This window comes from Porcincola sp. LCP21S3_C12 (assembly GCF_052118625.1).
GTDB lineage: Bacteria > Bacillota > Clostridia > Lachnospirales > Lachnospiraceae > Porcincola.
In genome coordinates this window covers 1-925 of the sequence record NZ_JBQKGW010000068.1, presented here as the reverse complement: position 1 = coordinate 925, position 925 = coordinate 1, and the positions used below count along the sequence as shown (strand labels likewise).

Annotated in this window: 1 protein-coding gene; it reads right to left on the bottom strand. The window is 44.5% G+C overall.

All coding sequences use genetic code 11. The annotated features are described in order from the left end of the window. Positions 1–251: 251 nt before the first annotated feature. Positions 252–925, bottom strand: a 674-nt coding sequence (locus ACTQ1N_RS12660; protein ID WP_441957008.1) for an IS30 family transposase, incomplete at its 5' end; no start/stop codon positions are given.

Genomic DNA, 925 nt, shown 5'->3' with positions numbered 1-925 from the left:
CGTGAATTGAAAAAGTAAATTCCAGTGCAGAAGTAAATTCTACTGCAACTTAAAAAGCTTTCTTTTTTTAATATTTCAGATGCAATTCCGTTCTGAGATGCATATAATTAGGATAACTTCTCTGACAAAAACCTAAATTTAGACATGCTTCGTAAGCCGCTGGAAATGCAGTGTGCGAGACTGAATTCCACCAGCCACATTGAAAAAATGTGAAAAGTTTACTTCCAGTCTGACAGCAGATTTTTGCCTGGTTAGTTGTTCCGAATCAGCTTAGGCGAGAGTTTGACTTCATCAGGGTCAATGCGCCTAAGCTGTAGTTTTTTTAAGACTTCCTCGCCGTATGCTTCGGCAGAAACGTCATAGGGTGTACTTCCATTCAGGCTTTTACGTGGCGTAGAGTTTATGTGGTTCACAATTAGGTTGACGTCCCATTGTGTCAGGAACTCAAAGCTTGTGCCTTTTGGCAAGATCATTCTAAGCAGCGTATGAACGTTTTCCACGCCGCCTTTCTGGCAGCTCCGCATTGGATCACAGAAGTAAATGCTGGTACGCTCGATCCCCTTGATTCCTGTCTCAAGATCCTGCGGTTTTCCGAACTCGACTCCTCTGTCTGTCAGGATCGTACCGAATAACCGGTTGAACTCATTGGTGCCGATCTTTGCCTCCAGATGGTTATATACAAGACGCACGGCTCCTGGAGTACAACGATTCATCAGAAATGCCAGGAATAGCCTCTCCTGTGTGAAATAAAAGGTCAGAAGGCATTTGCGGCTGTCTCTGCCGGATTTCACCGTATCCATCTCGACCCATTTGTCCAGCTGCAGTTTCTGGAAACAGTCAAAGGTTCGTCCGATGAATACTTCGCGATCGGTGATCTGTGTTTTATGGCACTTCCTCGGTTTGAATTTTGTCTTTCGCTTGAGGT